Consider the following 19,137-nt stretch of genomic DNA (forward strand, 5'->3'; position numbering starts at 1 on the left):
GACAATGACGCAGTACGCATTCGCCTCCGAGGCCGGGCTCGAGGAGGCGCTGGCCACCCCGAGCGACGGGCTCGTGGCCGACCTCGCCCAGGGGTCCGGAGACCTCGTGATCCTCGGTGCCGGCGGCAAGATGGGACCGACCCTGGCGATGCTCGCCCGGCGCGGCCTGGATGCCGCCGGCCGCACGGACGACGCCGTGTACGCGGTGTCCCGCTTCGGCGACGCCGCCATCCGCGAGCGCCTGGAGGCCGCGGGGGTCCGCGTCGTGCCGTTCGACCTCATCGAGAACGACGACCTCGCCGGTCTCCCCGACGCCCCGAACGTGGTATTCATGGTGGGCGCGAAGTTCGGCGCCGCGACCAACGCCTCCTGGGCGTGGGAGGTCAACGCGGCTCTTCCCGACCGCATCGCCCGCCGCTACCGCGACAGCGCGATCTCGGTGCTCTCCACCGGGAACGTGTACCCGTTCGTCCCGGCCGCCTCGGGCGGCGCCGCGGAGGAGACCACGCCCGCGCCGATCGGCGAGTACGCGCAGTCCTGCCTCGGTCGGGAGCGCGTGTTCGAGTTCGGGGCGCAGGAGCGCGGCACCAAGGTCGCGATCATCCGCCTGAACTACGCCGTCGACCTCCGCTACGGCGTGCTCGCCGACATCGGCAGCGCCGTGCACGCGGGGGAGCCGGTCTCGGTCGCCACCGCCAACGTCAACGTGATCTGGCAGGGCTACGCGAACGAGGTCGTGCTGCGGAGCCTGGTGCACGCCTCGACCGACCCCTTCGTGATCAACCTCACCGGTCCGGAGCTGCTCAGCGTCTCCTCGATCGCCCACCGCTTCGGCGAGCTGTTCGAGCGGGAGGTCGAGATCGTCGACGAGCCGCAGCCGACCGCGCTGCTCAGCGACGCCCGCCGCTGCATGGCCCTGTTCGGCTACCCGTCCGTCTCCGCCGAGGAGCTCATCCGCATGCAGGCCGGCTGGATCCGCGACGGGTTGCCGATGATCGCCAAGCCCACGAAGTGGGCCGTGCGGGACGGGAAGTTCTGATGACCGACGCCGCTTCGCACCCGGCGACCGTGCCGTCGCTGCGCCCTGAGGCCGCCGCGACCCTCGCCCGCGGTGCCGTGATCCCGGCCCATCCGCTCGCCCTCACCGCCGCGCGCACGCTCGACGAGCGGCGGCAGCGGGCGCTCTCCCGCTACTACCTCGACGCCGGAGCCGGCGGACTCGCCGTCGGCGTGCACACGACGCAGTTCGAGATCCGCGACCCGGAGCACGCGCTCTTCGAGCCGGTGCTCGCGCTGGCCGCGGAGGAGATGGACGCCCGCGGCGACGCGACCCTCGTGCGCATCGCCGGCGTGGCGGGCGACACGGCCCAGGCGGTCGCCGAGGCGGAGCTCGCCCGCTCCCTCGGCTACGACGCCGTGCTGGTGAGTCCCCGCGTCGCGGGTGCGGACGAGCGTGCCCTGCTCGACCGCGCCCGCGCCGTCGGCGAAGTGCTGCCGCTGGTCGGCTTCTACCTGCAGACCGCGATCGGCGGACCCGTGCTCGACCGCGAGTTCTGGCGCGAGTTCGCCGCGATCCCGTCCGTCGTCGCCGTGAAGGCTGCTCCCTTCGACCGCTACCGCACCCTCGAGCTCGTGCGGGGCGTGGCTGCCTCGGGGCGCGCCGACGAGATCGCGCTGTACACGGGCAACGACGACGCGATCGTCGCCGACCTGCTCTCCGAGTTCCACGTGGACTCCCCGTCCGGGCGGCGCACCCTCCGGTTCGTCGGCGGGCTGCTCGGCCAGTGGGCGGTCGGCACGCACGCGGCGGTCGCGCTGCTGGAGCGGGTGCACCGCGCCCTCGCGGGAGACGCGGAGGCCTACCGTGAGGTGGGACGCCGTGCCTCGGACATGGTGGACGTGAACCAGGCCGTGTTCGACCCGGGCAACGACTTCCACGGGGTCATCGCCGGGGTGCACGAGATGCTCCGCCAGCAGGGCCTCCTGGAAGGCATCTGGTGCCTCGACCCGGCCGAGGGCCTCTCCCCGGGACAGGCGGAGGAGATCGCCCGCGTCCGGCAGGCGTACCCGGAGCTCAACGACGACGCGTTCATCGCCGAGAACCTCGAGGCCTGGCTGCGATGACCGCCGGGACGAGCGCTCCGACCGTGGTCGCGGCATGCTCCGCGGAGCTGTTCGCCGAGTTCTTCTCGCCCGAGGACGCGGCCCGGCTGGAGACCGTCGCGGCGCGGCTCGGCGGGACGTTCGCGCGGGTGGACCGGCTCGCGGATGTGGTGCTCGACGAGGCGCGCGTCGTGGTGACGAGCTGGGGCGTGGGTCCTTTCGACCACGCGGTGCTCGCCACCCTTCCGAAGCTGGAGCTCATCGCGCACACCGGAGCCACGATCAAGCCCTTCGCGACCGACGCGCTCTTCGACCGCGGCGTGCGGGTGACGCAGGCCGGGGCGGGGATGGCCCGGTCGGTGGCGGAGGTGTCGCTGACGTTCACGCTCGCCCTGCTGCACCGGGTGCCGGAGATGCACGACGCGTTGCGCGCCGGCGACGGCTGGTGGGACGCGGAGGCCGTCGGGGTGCAGCACGAGATCCTCGGCGCTCCCGTCGCGGTCATCGGCGCCTCCCGGACCGGGCGGGCGTACCTCGACCTGCTCCGGGCGCTCGGCGCCGAGCCGCTGCTCGTCGACCCCACGCTCGACGCGGCCGAGGCGTCGTCCCTCGGTGCGGAGCTCGTGACGCTCGACGAGGCACTCCGCCGTGCGCAGATCGTCGCGGTGCACGCCCCCACCCTGCCGGAGACGCATCACCTCATCGGAGCGCGGGAACTCGCACTGATGCCGGACGGTGCCGGCCTGGTCAACACGGCGCGGTCCTGGCTGGTCGACGAGGCGGCCCTGCTCGCCGAGCTCCGTCGTGGCCGGTTGAGTGCCGCGATCGACGTGTTCGACGAGGAGCCGCTGTCCGCGGAGAGTCCCTTCCGCTCGGCACCGCGCGTGCTGCTCACCCCGCACCGTGCGGCAGGCACCAGGGAGGGCCGGCTGCGGCAGGGGCGCATCGTCGCCGACGAGCTCGACGCCTTCGCCGCGGGGCGCCCGCTCGTACACGCCGTCGACCGCGCCCAGCTCTCCTCGATGGCATGAGCGCCGTGGTCGTGCGGTCGGCGCGTGCGGAGGACCAGCCCGCTCTCGCGGCGCTGTGGGCGGCCGCCTTCACACCGCCCCTCGCGCCGGACCAGTGGCTCGTGGACGACGAGCGGCTGAGCCACACGCTCGTCGCGGAAGACGACGAGGGCGTGTGCGGGTCGATCTACGGCCTGCCGAAGCGCCTGCGGGAGTCGGGCGGCGGGGTGGCGCAGGTGCACGCGATCGGCAGCGTCGCGGTCGCCGAGCGGGCTCGTGGCCGGGGACTGGCCCGCCGACTCGTGGCCGCCACCCTGGACGCGGCGGGCGACGCCGACTGGGCCCTGCTGTTCACCGGAACTCCCGAGGTGTACCGGTCGAGCGGCTTCACGACCTTCTCGATGCCCCGCACGATGGCCGGGCCGTGGGCGGCGTCGGCGACGGCCGTGGAGCCCGCCTCGGTCGCGCGCGAGTCCGTCGGACTCGGTGTCCTCGCCCCGCTCCGCGAGGTCTACGAGCGCTCCCGCACGGGTGTGGTCGTGCTCGCTCCGGTGCGCGGCGACCGCGACTGGACGATGGCGGAGGTGCGGCTGCGGGGCGCGACGCTGTACCGGGTCGCCGAGGCGCAGGCGACGGTCGGCTACGCCGTGGCGGAGGTGCGCGACGGCATCGGGCTGCTGCACGAGACCGCGACCGATCCCTCCGTGGCCGATCCGGACGCGGTGCGTCGCGCGGTGCTGGAGGCCGTGACCGCGGACTGGGCCGCGGCGGGCGTCCGCACCTGCGAGCTGGCCGTCCCCGCGCTCGCCGCGGAGGAGCGCGCCGTCCGCGCGTTCGCTCCGGCGGCCGTGCGGCAGGACGACCGCACCGGGATGATCCGCCCGCTGCGCCGCGAGGCCCGGGTGGACGGCATCCGCCACTTCACGGCGGGCGACTACTTCTGAGCATCCGCTCGGAGAGCGCTGGGGATCGGGGACTGATCGGTGACCGCGATCCGGCCGAGGGCCGGACGCCTGACCGCGGCGAGGACGCCGCAAGGAGGATGAGCATGACCCAGCTGGACACCACCACCGAGACCGCGGCGATGCGCAGTCGACGGATGCTGCTCGCCGGTTTCGGCGCCGCCGCCCTGGGCGGGGTTGCCGCGATCGGCGCCCCCGCCGCGGCTCAGGCCGCCGGACCCGTCGTGCCGCAGGAGTCGTCGGGCTCGAAGAACGTCGCGCACGGAGGCGTCGCCACCGCCCTCGCGACACGCAAGGGCAAGGACGGCGACCTCGTGCGCACGAGCGGCTACGCGGCCCCCGGCGACGGCGGTGACGGGCTCTACCGCTTCGTGAAGAAGGACGCCCCCGCGGCCAACGGCGGCACGGTGCTCGCGGGGCCGAAGGGCGGCGCCTGGGTGCTCGTGCACGACGGCACGGTCGACTTCCGGAAGTTCGGCATCATGGACGCCTCCGCGCCCGCGGACGACGCGCTCGACGCGATGGTGGGCGACGCCGGGGTGCGGCGCGTGGAGGCGCACACCGACCTCAACTTCGTCCGCCGCCACAAGTTCTCCCGGTCGAACATCGCGTTCGACTTCGGGAATCACCTCATGACGACCGAGGGCATCGAGAACGCCGGGAAGGACGACCCCTTCGCGGCCGTCATGTTCTTCCGTGGCGAGGTGACCGACGCGGTGCAGGAGGCGAAGCTCGGCGAGGACGTGCCCGACCTCGCCGACATCTTCCCCGTCGCCGACTCGTCGTTCTTCGCGGTCGGGGAGTGGTACGCCGCCGAGGTCAACGCGCTGTCCGGTCGCTGGGAGCGCGAGCTGCAGCGGCTGGTCCAGGTGACCCAGATCGTCGACGGTCGGCACATCCGCGTGAACTACAAGAACGGCTGGCCGCTCGGCAAGGACCGCACGATGACGTGGCGGCACGTGAAGCCGGTGCAGGACGTGACCGTGTCGAACCTCAAGTTCCTCGGCAAGGGGACGGACGAGTACACCGGGTCGCACCCGCTGGCCTTCGAGTACGCGGTGCGCTGCGACGTGGACCACATCGACGGCACGGCGACCTTCTGGCCCCTGATCCAGCGCCGGTGGAACACGTACTTCACCACGGAGAGCTGCACGCTGAAGAACCCGACCTCCGTCACGTGGGGTGGAGCCGGCTACCTGACGCAGCAGATCTACTGCCTGTACGGCTACGTCGCGAACTGCCACACCGCCAACGCCCGGCACCTCAACGACTTCACCGCGAGCGCCTACTGCCTCGTGGAGAACTGCCACGGCGACGGCGACGACCAGGGTCCGTTCGTCACCCACGGCCAGTACGAGCACGACCTCACCTACACGGGCAACTCCGGTCTCATGACGTTCGCGAACTCCGGGGCGGCGTGGGGCTCGGCGGCCAAGCGCATCACCGTCCGCAAGCACGTGTGCTCGTGGTTCGTGGCGCGGGTGCGCATCACCGACCTGACGCTGGAGGACGTGCAGGTGATCGGCAAGCCCTCGCTCACGGGCTCCGGGATGCTGTGGATCAACGCGGACGGTGCGCAGCTGCGCGGCTGCACCGCCTCGGACACGCTCGTCATCACCCAGGCCTCCGACAACTCCGCCCGGCCGACCGTGATCGCCGACTCGCACTTCACGTTCGTCGCTCCCGGCGAGCTCACCAACGCGACGGTGAAGACGCCCGTGACCTTCGTCGACACGGTGCTGGACCGAGTCGGCGGCATGAAGATCAACGGACTGGGAGCGGTCACCTTCCGTGGCTCGACCCTCACCGCGCCGGACGACGCCGCCCCCATCGCCTCCGCGACGGGGAAGCTGCGCATCGAAGGCTCCACGCTCCGCAACGCCCGCATCGCGGCAGCATCGAAGGACCGTCAGGTCGTCGAGATCGCGGGCTCCGAGGTATCGGCGAAGGGCGGGACGACAGTGTCGCGGTCGGGCGCGGGCGAGCTGCACCTGACGCTCGCCGACAGCACCTTCCGGGCCGAGGGGTCGACCACGCACGTCGCCGTGACGAGCGGCGCGACCCACTACCGCGCGGTCGGCAACCGGTTCGAGGGCGGCGCCCTGGAGCTCCGCGACGACGCGTTCGGGTCCGGCTCGACGCTGCTGCACACCGGCAACGTGGAGGCCGGCGTCACCCGCACGGCGTTCCCCGGCGAGGGCGACCGCGTCGTCGACACCGCCAACCTCGTCGTCGGCTGATCCTCCCGGGCACGACTTCGGAGCTGCGGCGCGACCCGCCGCCTCCCCGGCCCCGCCTACGGCGTGTCGCCGGGGGTCTCCGAAGTCGTGCCCGGGCGGTGCCGGGGGTTGTCCGGGTTCAGGAGCGAGTGCCGACGGCTGTAGGCGAAGTACACGACGAGTCCGATCACGAGCCAGACCCCGAACCGGAGCCACGTCTCGGGGTGGAGCTGCGAGATGAGGAAGAGCGAGAAGCCCACGCCGACGATCGGGACCACGGGCATGAACGGCAGCCGGAACGTCCGCGGCGCATCCGGCTTCGTGTAGCGGAACACGATCACGGCGACGCAGACGACGACGAAGGCGGCGAGGATGCCGATGTTCGTGAGGTCGGCGACGGCGCGGATGGGGAACACCCCCGCGAAGAACGCCGCGCCCAGCCCCGCGATCCAGGTGACCCGCTGCGGGACGCCGCGGCGGTCGACCCGCGCGAACCAGCCGGGGAGCAGTCCGTCGCGGCTCATGCTGAACCACACGCGAGTGGCGCCGAGCAGGAACGTGAGCATCACGGTGAGGATCGACACGACGGCGAACACCGAGATGACGGAGGCGACGACCGGGAGCCCCACACCCGTGAACGCCGAGGCGAAGCCCGCCTTCGGATCGATGTCCTGGTAGTTCTGCATGCCCGTGAGCACGAGCGTCGCGGCGACGTAGAGCACCATCGCGATCACGAGGGACAGGATGATCGCCTTCGGCATGTGTCGACGCCCGTCCTTCGCCTCCTCGGCGGCCGTGCTCATCGCGTCGTAGCCGAACACCGCGAAGAACACCGTCGCGGCACCGGTGAAGACGGGGCCAAAGCCGTTCGGCAGGAACGGGTCGTAGTTGGCGGGGTCGATGAAGAAGACGCCGAGGACGACGATGAACACCACGAGGAGGATCTTGATAGCGACGGCGACGAGCTCGAAGCGGCCGAACGTGCGGGTGCCTCGGCTCAGCAGGAACGTCACGAACAGGCAGATGAGGATGGCCGGGATGTTGACCACGCCGCCCGGCTGGTCGGCGGTCTCGGTGATCGCGGTCGGCAGCTCCAGCCCGAAGCCGGAGAGGAACGCGTCGAGATAGCCGGAGATGCCGATCGCGACGACGGCGACGATGGCGACGTACTCCAGGAGCAGGTCCCAGCCGATGAACCAGCCGACGAGCTCGCCGAGCGCGACGTAGCCGTAGCTGTAGGCGGAACCGGCGCGCGGGATCATGCCGGCGAACTCCGCATACGACAGCGCGGCCGCCGCCGACGCGAGCCCGGCGATGAGGAAGGAGAGGACGACGGCGGGACCCACGGCGGGAGTCGTCGCGTCGCCGTGGGCGACGAGCCCGGCGAGCGAGAAGATCCCGACACCGACGATGCCGCCCACGCCGATCGCGGTGAGCTGCCAGAGCCCGAGCGTCCGGAACAGACCGCTCCCGCCCGACTCCTCTGTCATGTCGCTGACGGGCTTGCGACGCCACACGGACGTCGTGGGACGGGGTCGATCGGTCCGGGGCATCGTCGCCTCTCTCGTCAGGAACGGTAGAACGTTACCTCCCTGGATGAGGGGCCACAAGGCTCCGCCGGGATCAGTGGACGAGCTCGGCGATCCAGTCGGTGGCGATGACCGCTTCCCGGCGCTGGAAGTCGCGGAGCGTCGTCATCCCGTCCGGCGCGGGAAGACGGCACTTCTCGAACCAGGCGCCGCCCGCGGCGGACAGGAGGGCGACATGATCCTGCGTGGTCGATCCGGCGAAGACGGGGTGATCGAGCAGGGGACCGACCTCGGCCGCGGCGTCCTCCACGCGGAGATCGAGCTGCGCGCACCACGGCGTGGTCGTCTCCAGGAGCCCTGCCTCCTCGAGCCGTCGCCAGGATCCGGAGTCCTCGTGCAGCTCGTCGGCGAGGCGGGGAAGCGCGCGCGGCGCCTCGGCGGTGGCCAGGGCGGCGATCGCATCCAGGACATGCGCGGTGTCGGGCGCGGTGGCCGAGCGTTCCGGATGACGACCCTCGACGTCTTCGATGAGAAGCACCGCCCATCCGTCCGCAGTGAAGGCGTCGACGAGGTGCGCGGCGGGGAGGGAGCGGGGGATCGCGCCGAGCACCTCGGCCTCCCGCACGTAGAGCGCGAACGTGCCTTCCGCGGACTCCTGCACCGCCTTGACGAACAGCCGCCGTCCGTCGGCGAAGGTCAGTCGTGAGGCCAGTCCCGCGGAGAAGCCGCCGTCCTGCGACTGCGCTCGGGCCACCGGGGAACCGGCGAACTCCTCGACCCGGGCTCGGAGAGCAGGAGGGAGCTGGGTCCAGTCGAGGCGCGCCATCGCCCCAGCGTAGACGGCGGGCGCTCAGTCCCCGGCCACGCCGACGAGCTCGGCGCTGCGCTGCCAGAGTGCCTCGGCGAGAGCCGGGTCGTTCACCTGCGGGTTCACCCGGGTGCTGAGGACGCGCTCGTCGTAGTAGCCGCCGGAGATCCAGGTCTCGCCCGGCGTGCCGTCGAGGAACCAGCGCAGCGTCGCGCCGCCGCGGTCGCTGCCGATGAGGACGAGGCGGCGCAGCGGGGTGCGGTAGACGAGGCGCATGATGCTCGACGACTCGGCGGCGAAGTTCGTCGCCACGGTGCCGGGGTGGAAGGCCACCGCGCTGAGACCTTGAGCATGGAACTTCTCGTGCAGGCTCTTCGCCATCAGGACGTTGGCGAGCTTGGCGTCGCCGTAGGCCTTGTTCGGCGAATACCGGCGGGTGTTGTCGAGATCATCGACGTCGAGGTGCCCGAAGAGGCGATGGGCGACGCTGGAGGTGTTCACGACCGCGCCGCGGGCGGCGAGCAGCTGCGGGAGCAGGAGGTTCGTCAGCAGGAACGGGGCGAGGTGGTTCACCTGCATCGTCTTCTCGTGCCCGTCGACCGTGGGGGTGCGGTCGCCGAAGATGCCGCCGGCGTTGTTGGCCAGCACGTCGATGCCCGCCGCTCCCACGGCGTCCGCGAGCTGCGCGGCGAGGGCGCGCACGGCGTCGAGGCGCGCGAAGTCCGCGGTGAACCACTCCGCGCCGGTCTCCGCCGCCACGGCCCGCATCTTGTCGGGCGAGCGGCCAACGAGGAGCAGGCGGTGCGGGGACCCGGCGAGCTGGCGGGCGGCGGCGGCGCCGATCCCGTCTGAGGCTCCGGTCAGCACGATGGTGCGTGCGGCCACGGCGGCGCTCACTCGGCCGACGGCGTGATGCGGCGGACGGCCCTGGTCACGTGCTCGGCGATCACCGCGCGCGCCTGCTCCGGATCGCCGGTCGCGATGGCGTCGACGATCTGCTGGTGGCTGCGCACGTGCTCCTCCTGCTCGGCGGGGTCGAGGGCGGAGTTGGCCGCCTGGATGAACCCGGCGATCCGGCCGCGGAGCTGGGCGCTGAGCTCATCGAGGAACCGGTGTTCGGCGAGGTCGGCGAGGGTCTCGTGGAAGAGGCGGTCCTGGCGCAGGACCTCGGCCACATCGCCCGGAGCCGCCGCCGCCATGGCTTGGATGATGGCTTGCAGCCGCGCCGCCGACTCGTCGTTCCACCGCTCCTGCACCCGGATCGCCATGAACTGCTCCAGCACGATCCGCAGGCTCGAGATCTCCTCCAGGTCCTGCGCGCTGAGCTGGGCGACGCGGGCGCCGCGGCGGGGCTCGCGGGTGATGAGGCGCTCCTCGGCGAGCCGGGTCAGGGCCTCGCGCACGGGGATGTGGCTGACGCCGAGACGGTCGGCGAGCTTGCGCTCCACGAGGCGCTCGCCCGGGGCGAGCTCTCCGGAGTGGATCGCCGCCCGGAGCTCGTCCGTGACCTGCTCGGCGATGTTCTGATCCGACACGCTGCGCATCCGGGGCCCTTCTCGATCTCGCGCGGCCCGGTGCTCGTCGAGCGGGGGCTCCTTCGCTCGGTCGATGCTATGGCATGAGGGTGGGACTGGACAGGAACCCCGCGGTGCTAGATGCTATAGCAAACCCCGAAACCGATGACGAAGGAGTTGTCATGTCCGGCAGAGAGACCCTCGCGCAGGCGCGCGCCGCGGAGGACGCGGTGGGAGCCGCCGCCATGAAGAAGGCGATCTGGAGGCTGGGTCCGTTCCTCGGACTGCTCTACCTCGTCGCCTACATCGACCGGAACAACGCGGGCTTCGCGAAGCTGGAGATGACCGCCGCCCTCCAGATCACCGAGGCCGCCTTCGGCTTCGCGGCGGGCATCTTCTTCATCGGCTACCTGTTGTTCGAGGTGCCGAGCAACCTGCTGCTGGAGAAGTTCGGCGCCCGCAAGTGGATCGCGCGCATCATGATCTCGTGGGGCATCGTCGCCGCGCTGACCGCCTTCGTGCAGGACGCGACGCAGTTCGCGATCGCGCGCTTCATCCTCGGGATCGCGGAGGCCGGATTCTTCCCCGGGGTGCTGCTCTACCTCACGCTGTGGTTCCCGCGGCAGTACCGCACGCAGGTGCTCGCCGTCTTCGTGCTCTCGAACCCGATCGCCAACGCGGTCGCCGCGCCGCTGTCCGGCTGGATGCTGGAGCTGCACGGCCTGTGGGGGCTCGAGGGGTGGCAGCTCGTCTTCCTGCTCCAGGGCGTCCCGGCTGTGCTCCTCGCGTTCGTCGTGTTCTTCTGGCTCCCCGACCGTCCGCAGGACGCGCGCTGGCTGAACCCCGCCGAGCAGCGCTGGATCACCGACACGCTCGCCGCCGAGACCCAGGCGACCGAGCAACGGCACGGACGCCTCCGTCTGGGCGAGGTCTTCCTCAACGGCCGCCTCTGGACGCTTATCGTGCTGTTCTTCGGCGTCGTGTTCGGTGCGTACGGCCTGGGGATGTGGCTGCCGACGATCGTGAAGAGCATGGGCGACTTCTCGAACTCCACCACGGGGTGGCTCGTGGCGCTGCCGAACCTGTGCGCGGCCCTCGTGATGCTGCCGTGGGAGCGCGCCGCCCGGAGGCAGGGCAACATCCCGCTGCAGATCGGCATCACGCTCAGCATCACCGCCCTGTCGCTCATCGCGGCGGTGGCGGCGCAGGGCACACCGGTGCTCGCGCTCGCGGCGCTGTGCGTCGGGATGTCGGCGCTCTTCTCGACCACCCCGCTGTTCTGGAGCCTGCCGCCCATGGTGCTCACCGGCACGGCGGCCGCAGCCGGCCTCGCCTTCATCAACTCGGTCGGCAACCTCGCCGGCTTCGCGGGACCCTACGCGATCGGCTGGATCAGCGAGACCACGGGATCGGCGGTGTGGGGCCTGCTCCTCATCTCGGGGCTCACGCTGCTCGGGGCGACGATCGCCTTCGTGCTCAGCCGCCGCTCGGACTTCACGACGGCGCCCGACCTCGCCGTCGAGGCGTCCACCGCCCGGCGATGACCGGGCCGGGTCGGCGGTCGTGACGAGAACGTGACCCCGCCGGCCCGGTTCGCTCTAGACGCCCCTCCGCTTTTGCTACATGCTATAGCGCAACACCCTTACCCGAAGCACCACCCGACCTTGGAGGCACCCATGTCGCGTCGTCGTGTTCGGCTCGGCGGAGCAGCAGTGCTGCTGACCGCCGCGCTCATCACCGCTGGTTGCAGCACCTCATCCACCCCCGACGGCCAGGCGCAGGAGGGCGGCACGCTCACCGTCGCCGCCGCGCAGGGCATCCCGCAGCTCAATCCCGCCATCCGCACGTTCGCGTGGGAGGAGGTGCTGTTCCCGCTGCTGTGGAACGGCCTCACCAAGACCGACGAGTCCGGCGAGATCGTCGGCGATCTCGCCGAGAGCTGGGAGGCGTCCGCCGACCAGAAGACCTGGACGTTCACCCTCCGCGACGGCGTGACGTTCTCGAACGGCGAGGCCTTCACCGCCGACGACGCGGTGGCCGCGTTCGACTACTACCTCGACCCGGAGACGGCGACGCAGGAGAAGAACAAGATCTCGATGGTCACCGACGTCACCGCCCCGGACGAGAAGACCGTCGTGGTGACCCTGTCCGAGCCCATCGCGACCTTCCCCGCGGGCATCGTCTGGGTGAAGATGATCGACGTCGACGCGCTCGACACCATCGACAAGGAGCCCATCGGCACCGGTCCGTACGTCGTGGACGCCTTCACGCCGGACGACAGCCTCACCCTCGTCCCCAACCCGGAGTACTTCGGCGAGGCGCCGGCGCTCGACGAGATCACGATCGTGAAGGCCGCCGAGTCCACCGCCGCGGTCACCGGTCTGCGTTCCGGCGACATCGACGTGCTGTGGTCCGTGCCACAGGGCGACGTGGCGGGTCTGGAAGGCGGCGACATCGCCCTGGTGAAGCCCGAGAACCCGAGCCAGTGGCCGTCGTGGGAGATCGACACGACGTCGCCGCCCTTCGACGACGTACGCGCCCGGCAGGCCCTCGCCTACGCGACCGACCGCGAGGCCATCCTCGACGCGGCCTACTACGGCCAGGGCACGGTCTCGCCGACGAACAACGCGCTCGGCGAGGTGAACCCCTGGTTCGGCGGCGAGCTGACCGACTACTCCTACGACCTGGACAAGGCGAAGGAGCTGTTCGCCGCGGCCGGGGTGACCGAGGGCAGCACGCTCACCTGGTGGGGCGTGGCCGGTCAGTACCCCGAGTGGAACACGAGCGGCGAGATCCTGCAGGCGAGCCTGAAGGAGATCGGCATCACGCTGATCATCGACAACAACGACATCGGCACCTGGGTCGACGCGTTCTACCCCGCGGGCAAGAGCTACCCCGGGTACATCGTGCCGAACTTCCAGTCCACGCCGCCCGAGCCGGCCTACTCGCTGAACTTCTACCTGGAGGGGCGGTGCGAGTGCAACTGGGTCGACCCCGACTTCCAGACCGCGTTCGCGGATGCTGTGGCCGAGCCGGACGAGACCGCGCGGGCCGAGAAGTGGGGCACCGTGCAGACCATCATCAACGAGCAGGTGCCGCTCATCGTGCCCCTGCAGTCGACGGTCGTCACCGCCACCAGCACGGCGGTCGACGGCGTGTGGGTCGAGGGCGGCGGACAGCTGCACCTCGAGGGCGCGCAGCTGAAGGGCTGACGTGGTCCTCTCCGTCCTCCGGCGGGTGGCGAGCAGCCTCGCGATGCTGATCGCCACCTCGCTCCTCGTCTTCGTCGTGCTCCGGCTGCTGCCGGGCGACCCCGTCATCACCCGCCTCGGCTCGACGCCGGGCGTGGATGCCGAGACCATCGCCCGGCTGCGGGAGGAGGCCGGCCTCGACGCCCCCGTCATCGAGCAGTACCTGCGCTGGATCGGCGGCGTCTTCACGGGCGACTTCGGTCAGTCCTACTTCAACCAGTACTCGGTGACGGAGCTCATCGCCCAGCGCCTGCCCGCGACGCTGGAGCTCACGCTCATCGGCGTGCTCCTGGCCGTGCTCATCGCCACCCCGGCCGCCGTGTTCGCCTCGCTGCGTCCGCTCGGCGTGGTCGACCGGGTGCTCACCGCGATCTCGACCGCGGGCATGGCTCTTCCGCAGTTCCTCATCGGCATCGTGCTCATCGTCGTGTTCGCCGTGCAGCTCAAGGTGCTGCCGGCCCGCGGCTACACGCCGTTCGCGGAGGATCCAGCCGAGAACCTCGTGCGCATGATCCTCCCCGGCCTCACCCTCGCCTTCGCGGCGGCGCCGCTGCTCATGCGGTTCCTCCGGGCGTCGATGGTCGAGGTGCTGGACGCCCCCTACATCCGCACCGCGAAGGGCAAGGGACAGTCGGCGAGCGGCGTCGTGCTCGGCCACGCGCTCCGCAACGCCCTGATCCCCGGGCTCACGATGCTCGGCCTGATCGTCGGCTACACCCTGGGCGGCGTGGTGATCGTGGAGTACGTGTTCGGCGTCCCCGGACTGGGCTCGCTCGCCATCGACGCGGTCTTCAAGCGGGACTACGCGGTGCTGCAGTCGGTCGTGCTGCTGATCTCCGCGATGTTCATCCTCACCACGCTCATCGTCGACCTCCTCTACGGGGTGCTCGATCCGCGTCTTCGTGCAAGGAGCAGCCGTGGCTGACACCCTCACCCTCGCACTGCGCTCCGCGCGTCCCCGTCGCAGAATCGCGTTCGCGTCGTGGATTCCGGTGGCACTTCTTGCGCTGATCGTGCTGATCTGCGTCCTCGCCCCGCTCCTGGCCCCGTACGACCCCGCGGCGCAGTCGTCCGACCGGTTCGCCGGTCCCTCGGCGGCGCACCTCTTCGGGACCGACGAGCTGGGCCGCGACCTCTTCAGCCGCGTGCTCTACGGCGGCCAGCTCACCGTGTTCATCGCCGGGGGCGCGACCCTCGTGGCCATGGTCCTCGGCATCGCCTGGGGTATGGCGGCGGCGTTCGCCCGCGGCTGGGTCGACGAGATCCTCATGCGCCTCGCCGACACGGTCATGGCGATCCCGCAGATCCTCTTCGCGCTCGTCTTCATCTCCGCGTTCGGTGCCGACCCCGTCAAGCTCGCCGTCATCATCGGGGTGCTCCTCACGCCGACCACCGCGCGGCTGGTGCGGTCGTCGGTGCTCAGCGAACTGCAGGAGGACTACTTCACGGCCGCGGTGGCCTTCGGATCCACCCGTCGCCGGCTGCTCTTCGCCGAGGTGCTGCCGAACGCCAAGGGGCCGATCGTCGTGCAGGCGGCCATCAACGCCGCCAACGCGATCCTCCTGGAGGCGTCGATGAGCTTCGTCGGGCTCGGCATCGCGCCGCCCGAGGCCACCTGGGGCACGCTCGTGCAACAGGGCTACCAGAAGATGTACCAGTCCATCGGGTACGTGCTGTTCCCCGCCCTGTTCATCTTCGTCACCATCTGGCTGCTCAACGTGCTCGCCGACCAGTTCGGCGGCGATCGGAAGGGGAGGGGCCGATGACCGACCTCACGCCCGTCCTGCAGGTGCAGGACCTCACTGTCTCCTACGGCGACGTCATGCCCGTCCAGGGCATCACGTTCGCGGTGCGGCCCGGTGAGCGCATCGGCCTCGTCGGCGAATCCGGTTCCGGCAAGTCGCTCACGGCGCTGTCGATCATGCGGCTGAACGACGGGGCGACCCTTGGCGGCAGCATCCGGCTGCGCGACCGCGAACTGCTCACGCTGAGCCCGCGGGAGATGACCCGCGTGCGTGGCGGCGAGATCGCGATGGTCTATCAGGACCCGATGTCGTCGCTGAACCCGGTCCGCACGATCGGGCACCAGCTCGTCGAGGCGATCCGGCTGCACGACCGGGTCTCGGCGGCGGCCGCCCGCGCGCGGGCCGTCGAGCTGCTGACGGAGGTCGGGGTGCCGCTGCCCGAGGAGCGTCTGGGCCAGTACCCGCACGAGTTCTCCGGCGGGATGCGGCAGCGCGTGATGATCGCGATGGCCATGTCCTCTCGGCCCGCCGTGCTCATCGCGGACGAGCCGACGACGGCCCTCGACGTGACGACGCAGTCCCGGATCATCGACCTGCTCGACCGGCTCGCGGAAGACCACGGGACCGCGGTCGTGCTCATCACGCACGACCTCGGCGTCGCCGCCGGGTTCTGCGAGCGCATCCACGTGATGCGGCACGGGCGCGTGGTCGAGGAGGGCCCGGTCGACCGCATCTATGCGACCCCCGAGCACCCGTATACCCAGGCGCTCCTCGGCGCGGTCGTCGACCTCACGGTCGACGTGCAGCAGCCCATCCGCACCGCTGCGGAGGTGCTCGAACGCGGGACGGAGCCGCTCGCCGAGGCCGGATCGATCAGCGCGGTGGATCGGGCGCGGGAGTCCGGCGACGTGCTGGTGGACGTGCAGGGCGTGTCGAAGGTGTTCACGCTCGGCTCCGGGCGCCGGGTGACCGCGGTCGACGACGTGTCGTTCCAGATCCGGCGCGGCGAGACGGTCGGGCTCGTCGGCGAGTCGGGCTCCGGCAAGTCGACCGTGTCGAAGGCCGTGCTCGCGCTCGGCGGCATCGACGGAGGGTCGGTCGTCTTCGACGGGCAGCGCTCGCACGACCTCCGCGGCGAGGAGCTGCGGCGGCTGCGCAAGCGCATGCAGATGGTGTTCCAGGACCCGTTCTCGGCGCTGAACCGGCGGCAGACCGTCGCGCAGATCATCGAGGCGCCGCTGCGCGCCCACGGCATCGGCACCCGGGCCTCCCGCGCCGAGAAGGTGCGCGAGACCATGCACCGCGTGCGCCTGGACGAGGAGTTCGCGCACCGGCTGCCGCGCTCGATGTCCGGTGGGCAGTGCCAGCGCGTGTCCATCGCCCGGTCGCTCGTGCTGGAGCCGGAGTTCCTCGTGCTCGACGAATCGGTGTCGGCGCTCGACGTGTCGATCCAGGCGCAGGTGCTCAATCTGCTCCGGGAGCTGCAGGCCGAGCTCGGACTCACGTACCTCTTCATCAGCCACGACCTGGCGGTGATCCGGTACATGTCCTCGACGGTCGCCGTTATGCAGCAGGGGCGCATCGTGGAGATCGGCGCGCGCGACGCGCTCTTCGCGAATCCGCAGCACGAGTACACGCGCGGGCTCATGGCGGCGATCCCCGTCGCCGACCCGGTCCTCGAGCGCCGACGGCGTGCGGAGGCCGCGGCGCTCTGGCAGGCCCAGGGCGGGCAGACGGGCGCGGTCCCCGCCGCGCTCGCCGGACGAGGAGGACGATGATGACCATCACGGATCAGGGGACGGGGCCCGCGGCGGACACCGCGGGTGCCGGCGCGGCGGTGCGGTCGACCGGTCGCCGGGCGCTCATGGCCGGGCTCGGCGCGGTCGCGCTCGGCACGGCGGGCGCGCTCGCGAGCACGGCACCGGCGCAGGCCGCCCCGGTCGCCGCCGGTGCCAAGGACGTGACGCGGGCGGAGTCCGTCCCCGACCTCGGCCGCCTGCGGGCCCGTGACGGCGAGGTGGCGGTCGTCGCCGGGTACCGGAAGCCCGGCGACGCCGGGCTGCTCGTGTATGTGGGCAGCGAGAACGCGAAGACCACGCCCAACGGCGGCACCGTGATCGCGGGGAAGGACGACACCCGCTGGGTCCTGCAGCATGACGGGACCGTCGACTTCCGCGTCTTCGGCATCACGGGACCGGAGAGGCCGGCCGACGATGCGCTCGCCGCGATGGTGAACGATCCCCGCATCCGCCGGATCGAGGCGAGCACGGATCTCCTGTTCCGGCGCCGACACCGCTTCACCCGGTCGTACGTCGAGATCGACTTCGGCGGACACTTCATCACGACCGACGGCATCGAGAAGAACACGCACGACAACCCGTTCGGCGCCGTGATGTTCTTCACCGGGGTGTCGAAGGACGTCACGGTCGAGCATGCGCTGGCCGAGGCCTGGCCCGAGCTGACCGATGCGGTCGCCGTGCCGGATGCCTCCCGGTTCCCCGTCGACTCCTGGTGGGCGGTGCAGTGCGATCCCGTCGCCGGCGGAGGGGCGGACGAGCGCGAGCTGCAGCGCTTCGTGCAGGTGACGCAGCAGATCGACGCCACCCACATCCGCATCGACTACCTCAACGGCTGGCCGCTCGACAAGGGTCGGAAGCTCCTCTGGCGGCAGATGGAACCGGTCGCGGGCGTGCGCATCGCGAACATGCGGTTCCTCGGCGCCGGGCCCTTCGACGGTCCCACCGACGGCTCCTTCCCCGACTCCCGCGAGCTCACCGGCTCCCACCCCATCGCCTTCGAGTACGCGATCCACTGCGACGTGGCCGACGTGCACGCGAGCCGCACCTGGTGGCCCGTGATCATGCGGCGCTGGAACACGCACTTCACGACGGAGCGCTGCTCGGTGGAGAACCCGCCGACCGTGTTCTACGGTGGCGCGGGCTACCTCACGCAGCAGATCTACAGCCTCTACGGGCGCGTGAGCGACTGCACCTCGTCGAACGCCCGGCACCTGAACGACCTCACTGCCAGCGCCTACTGCCTCGTCGAGAACTGCCACGGCGATGGCGACGACCAGGGCGGCAACCCCTTCACCACGCACGGCCAGTACGAGCACGACCTCACCTTCATCGGCAACTCCGGGCTCATGGACATCGCCAACTCCGGGGCGCAGTGGGGCACCGCCGCCAAGCGCATCACGGTGCGCGACCACGTCTGCTCCTGGTTCGTCGTCGGCACCAAGATCAGCGATCTGACGCTGGAGAACGTGCGGGTCATCGGCCGCTCGACCTTCGACACGCAGGCGACCATGACCATCAACGCCGACGGTGCCCAGGTGCGCGGCTGCACCGCGGGACTTCTGGCGATCGGACAGCGGTCGCAGCGCTCGTCGCGGCCGACCGTGATCGCGGACTCCACCTTCGCGCTGCCGAAGGACCAGGTGCTCGTGCAGACTCCGGTCACGGCTCCCGTGCGCTTCGTGGACTGCACGATCACCGGGATCGACGGGGTCAAGGCCCGCGGGTCCGGGCCGGTCGAGTTCGTGGACTGCCGCCTCAGCGGCCCGGCGGCGGGTGCGCCCTTCGAGCTCGGCGCCGCCACGGTCACCATCCGCGGCGGTTCCGTGCGCGACGTGCGCCTGACCGCGACCGCGGTGCGCGATCAGCTCGTCGCTCTGGACGGGGTCGACCTCTCCACGGAGCGGACGGACGGCGCGCTGCTGAGCAGGGCTGCCGGTGCCGGGGTCGTCACCTGGCGGGTGAGCGGGGTGACCTCGACGGTGCCGAAGGGCGCGGCGCACCTCGATATCGGGACCGGCATCAACCACGCCCGCGTCACCGGCAGCCAGTTCGTCGGCGGAGGACTGCGGCTGGCGGACGGGTTCGCCGAGCCGTCGACGCTGCTGTACAGCGACACCGTCGAGCGCGGCGTCGAGACCGCACTGCCGGAAGCCGGACCGCGCGTCGTCATCGCGGACGTGCTGGCGAGCGCGTGACG

The 19,137-nt window shown here is 71.3% G+C and carries 15 protein-coding genes; 11 read left to right on the top strand and 4 right to left on the bottom strand.

Annotation, left to right across the window (positions count from 1 at the left end):
• The first annotated feature begins 4 nt into the window (after nucleotides 1–4).
• From WFJ36_RS07605 to WFJ36_RS07625, 5 genes are all read left to right on the top strand, one after another.
• Nucleotides 5–1,039 carry an NAD-dependent epimerase/dehydratase family protein gene (locus WFJ36_RS07605; protein WP_336643031.1) on the top strand — a complete coding sequence of 345 codons (1,035 nt, stop codon included), beginning with the start codon at nucleotides 5–7 and terminating at the stop codon, nucleotides 1,037–1,039.
• Nucleotides 1,039–2,124, top strand: a complete 1,086-nt coding sequence (locus WFJ36_RS07610) for a dihydrodipicolinate synthase family protein (protein WP_336643032.1) — start codon at nucleotides 1,039–1,041, stop codon at nucleotides 2,122–2,124. Before WFJ36_RS07605 ends, WFJ36_RS07610 begins: the two co-directional genes overlap by 1 nt.
• On the top strand, nucleotides 2,121–3,134 hold the full coding sequence (locus WFJ36_RS07615) for a hydroxyacid dehydrogenase (protein ID WP_336643033.1): 1,014 nt from the start codon (nucleotides 2,121–2,123) through the stop codon (nucleotides 3,132–3,134). The genes WFJ36_RS07610 and WFJ36_RS07615 overlap by 4 nt, the downstream gene beginning before the upstream one ends.
• The gene (locus WFJ36_RS07620) at nucleotides 3,131–4,057 is read left to right on the top strand and encodes a GNAT family N-acetyltransferase (RefSeq protein ID WP_336643034.1); all 927 of its coding nucleotides are present in this window, start codon (nucleotides 3,131–3,133) and stop codon (nucleotides 4,055–4,057) included. The genes WFJ36_RS07615 and WFJ36_RS07620 overlap by 4 nt, the downstream gene beginning before the upstream one ends.
• A gap of 104 nt (nucleotides 4,058–4,161) precedes the next feature.
• The gene (locus WFJ36_RS07625) at nucleotides 4,162–6,315 is read left to right on the top strand and encodes a peptidase C14 (RefSeq protein ID WP_336643035.1); all 2,154 of its coding nucleotides are present in this window, start codon (nucleotides 4,162–4,164) and stop codon (nucleotides 6,313–6,315) included.
• A gap of 56 nt (nucleotides 6,316–6,371) precedes the next feature.
• Here the strand turns inward: WFJ36_RS07625 and WFJ36_RS07630 are convergent, their stop codons facing one another.
• From WFJ36_RS07630 to WFJ36_RS07645, 4 genes are all read right to left on the bottom strand, one after another.
• Nucleotides 6,372–7,784, bottom strand: coding sequence for an APC family permease (locus WFJ36_RS07630; protein WP_336643036.1), 1,413 nt, complete (start codon nucleotides 7,782–7,784; stop codon nucleotides 6,372–6,374).
• A 133-nt stretch (nucleotides 7,785–7,917) separates the two neighbouring features.
• Complete coding sequence (locus WFJ36_RS07635; RefSeq protein ID WP_336643037.1) at nucleotides 7,918–8,649, bottom strand: hypothetical protein; 732 nt, start codon at nucleotides 8,647–8,649, stop codon at nucleotides 7,918–7,920.
• A 24-nt stretch (nucleotides 8,650–8,673) separates the two neighbouring features.
• Nucleotides 8,674–9,516 carry an SDR family NAD(P)-dependent oxidoreductase gene (locus WFJ36_RS07640; RefSeq protein ID WP_336643038.1) on the bottom strand — a complete coding sequence of 281 codons (843 nt, stop codon included), beginning with the start codon at nucleotides 9,514–9,516 and terminating at the stop codon, nucleotides 8,674–8,676.
• An 8-nt stretch (nucleotides 9,517–9,524) separates the two neighbouring features.
• Nucleotides 9,525–10,175: a GntR family transcriptional regulator gene (locus WFJ36_RS07645; protein ID WP_071327918.1), complete on the bottom strand. Its 651-nt coding sequence runs from the start codon at nucleotides 10,173–10,175 to the stop codon at nucleotides 9,525–9,527.
• A gap of 152 nt (nucleotides 10,176–10,327) precedes the next feature.
• On the opposite strand from WFJ36_RS07645, the gene WFJ36_RS07650 reads away from it, so the two are divergent.
• The 6 genes from WFJ36_RS07650 (at nucleotide 10,328) to WFJ36_RS07675 (ending at nucleotide 19,135) form a co-directional block, all read left to right on the top strand.
• Nucleotides 10,328–11,689: an MFS transporter gene (locus WFJ36_RS07650; RefSeq protein WP_071327917.1), complete on the top strand. Its 1,362-nt coding sequence runs from the start codon at nucleotides 10,328–10,330 to the stop codon at nucleotides 11,687–11,689.
• Nucleotides 11,690–11,821: 132 nt separating this feature from the next.
• Nucleotides 11,822–13,357 (top strand): ABC transporter substrate-binding protein, encoded by a 1,536-nt coding sequence (locus tag WFJ36_RS07655; RefSeq protein ID WP_292791845.1) that lies wholly within the window; start codon nucleotides 11,822–11,824, stop codon nucleotides 13,355–13,357.
• A gap of 1 nt (nucleotide 13,358) precedes the next feature.
• Nucleotides 13,359–14,321: an ABC transporter permease gene (locus WFJ36_RS07660; protein ID WP_336643039.1), complete on the top strand. Its 963-nt coding sequence runs from the start codon at nucleotides 13,359–13,361 to the stop codon at nucleotides 14,319–14,321.
• Nucleotides 14,314–15,162, top strand: a complete 849-nt coding sequence (locus tag WFJ36_RS07665) for an ABC transporter permease (protein WP_218138554.1) — start codon at nucleotides 14,314–14,316, stop codon at nucleotides 15,160–15,162. The genes WFJ36_RS07660 and WFJ36_RS07665 overlap by 8 nt, the downstream gene beginning before the upstream one ends.
• A complete protein-coding gene (locus WFJ36_RS07670) occupies nucleotides 15,159–16,919 on the top strand; it encodes an ABC transporter ATP-binding protein (RefSeq protein ID WP_336643040.1) in 1,761 nt (586 codons plus the stop codon). Before WFJ36_RS07665 ends, WFJ36_RS07670 begins: the two co-directional genes overlap by 4 nt.
• Entirely contained in the window at nucleotides 16,916–19,135 is a 2,220-nt protein-coding gene (locus WFJ36_RS07675) for a peptidase C14 (RefSeq protein WP_336643041.1), read from the top strand. Before WFJ36_RS07670 ends, WFJ36_RS07675 begins: the two co-directional genes overlap by 4 nt.
• Nucleotides 19,136–19,137: the final 2 nt, after the last annotated feature.

Origin of the sequence: Microbacterium sp. MMO-113 (assembly GCF_037148555.1) — a bacterium.
Lineage (GTDB): Bacteria > Actinomycetota > Actinomycetes > Actinomycetales > Microbacteriaceae > Microbacterium.

Coding starts and splice junctions, on each gene's coding strand:
- WFJ36_RS07605 (WP_336643031.1), top strand. CDS start 5: ATGACGCAGTACGCATTCGCCTCCGAGGCCGGGCTCGAGGAGGCGCTG.
- WFJ36_RS07610 (WP_336643032.1), top strand. CDS start 1,039: ATGACCGACGCCGCTTCGCACCCGGCGACCGTGCCGTCGCTGCGCCCT.
- WFJ36_RS07615 (WP_336643033.1), top strand. CDS start 2,121: ATGACCGCCGGGACGAGCGCTCCGACCGTGGTCGCGGCATGCTCCGCG.
- WFJ36_RS07620 (WP_336643034.1), top strand. CDS start 3,131: ATGAGCGCCGTGGTCGTGCGGTCGGCGCGTGCGGAGGACCAGCCCGCT.
- WFJ36_RS07625 (WP_336643035.1), top strand. CDS start 4,162: ATGACCCAGCTGGACACCACCACCGAGACCGCGGCGATGCGCAGTCGA.
- WFJ36_RS07630 (WP_336643036.1), bottom strand. CDS start 7,784: ATGACAGAGGAGTCGGGCGGGAGCGGTCTGTTCCGGACGCTCGGGCTC.
- WFJ36_RS07635 (WP_336643037.1), bottom strand. CDS start 8,649: ATGGCGCGCCTCGACTGGACCCAGCTCCCTCCTGCTCTCCGAGCCCGG.
- WFJ36_RS07645 (WP_071327918.1), bottom strand. CDS start 10,175: ATGCGCAGCGTGTCGGATCAGAACATCGCCGAGCAGGTCACGGACGAG.
- WFJ36_RS07650 (WP_071327917.1), top strand. CDS start 10,328: ATGTCCGGCAGAGAGACCCTCGCGCAGGCGCGCGCCGCGGAGGACGCG.
- WFJ36_RS07655 (WP_292791845.1), top strand. CDS start 11,822: ATGTCGCGTCGTCGTGTTCGGCTCGGCGGAGCAGCAGTGCTGCTGACC.
- WFJ36_RS07670 (WP_336643040.1), top strand. CDS start 15,159: ATGACCGACCTCACGCCCGTCCTGCAGGTGCAGGACCTCACTGTCTCC.
- WFJ36_RS07675 (WP_336643041.1), top strand. CDS start 16,916: ATGATGACCATCACGGATCAGGGGACGGGGCCCGCGGCGGACACCGCG.